Below are 1,060 nucleotides of genomic sequence, written 5' to 3'. Positions count from 1 at the left end.
GCCCGAGCTTCGGGCCCCGCGCACCCATTACCCGCGGGCCCCCGCCCCGCGGCCCCTGGAACCGGCGGGGGCGCGCCCCCCGCCCACGCACGCCCGGCGTGCGATCCGCTGTCCCGCGCCCTGCCGCCGCTCAGGCCGGCCGCACGAAACTGTGGATGATCGACTCGCCGCCGTAGTAGATCGACTCCTCGCGGACGTAGGCGCCGGGCTTCGGGGCGTGGATCATCATGCCGTTGCCGATGTAGAGGCCGACGTGGCTGAGGTCGTCGTAGAAGAAGACCAGGTCACCGGGTTGTGCCTGGGAGACGGGGACGGTCGTGCCGGCGTCCACCTGGTCGTAGGTGGTGCGCGGCAGGGTCACGCCCGCGGCCTTCCAGGCGGCCTGGGTCAGGCCCGAGCAGTCGTAGGAGCCGGGACCGTTGGCGCCCCAGACGTACGGCTTGCCGAGGGCGGAGCGGGCGGCGGCGACGGCGGCTGCCGCGCGGCCGGAGGCGGGGGCGGCGCCGCCGGGGATGGTCAGGTCGGTGCGGCCGGAGCGGGAGCCGCGGTCGTGGGCGGCGCGCTCCTCGTCGGGGAGTGAGTTGAGCAGCTCGCGGGCCTCGGCGAGCTTCTTCTCCACCGTCTTCTTGTGGGCGGCCACGGCTTTGCGGCCCTTCTCCAGTTCGGCGAGCTTGGCGGCGGTCTCCGCGCGGTCCTGGGCGAGGTCGCGCATGGCCTCCTGGAGCTCCTTCAGCCGGCCCGCCTGGTGCGTGGTCACCCGGTCGAGCACGGAGGCCTTGTCCAGGTAGTCGTCCGGGTCCGCGGAGAGCAGCAGCGCCAGCGACGGGTCGATGCCGCCGGAGCGGTACTGGGCGCCGGCCAGCGAACCCAGCGCGTCCCGCATGGTGTTGATCCGCCCCTGCTGGCGGGCGATGGCGTCCTGCGCCGTGCTGACCTCCTCGCGCAGCGCCTCGGTGCGCGCGTCGGCCTTGTTGTAGGCCTCGGTCGCCTGCTCCGCCTCGGTGTAGAGCCGGTCCACCTCCGCCCGACGCTCGTCCTGCGGGGCGGCCGTGGCCCGTAC

General features: G+C 74.6%; 1 protein-coding gene. It reads right to left on the bottom strand.

The window, feature by feature from the left end; translation table 11 throughout:
* Positions 1-130: 130 nt before the first annotated feature.
* On the bottom strand, positions 131-1,060 hold a 930-nt coding region (locus tag ACFW2E_RS47720), incomplete at its 5' end, for an NlpC/P60 family protein (RefSeq protein ID WP_384478640.1).

Origin of the sequence: Streptomyces sp. NPDC058964 (assembly GCF_042741275.1) — a bacterium.
Classification (GTDB): Bacteria; Actinomycetota; Actinomycetes; order Streptomycetales; family Streptomycetaceae; genus Streptomyces.
This window is presented reverse-complemented; position numbering and strand designations above follow the sequence as displayed.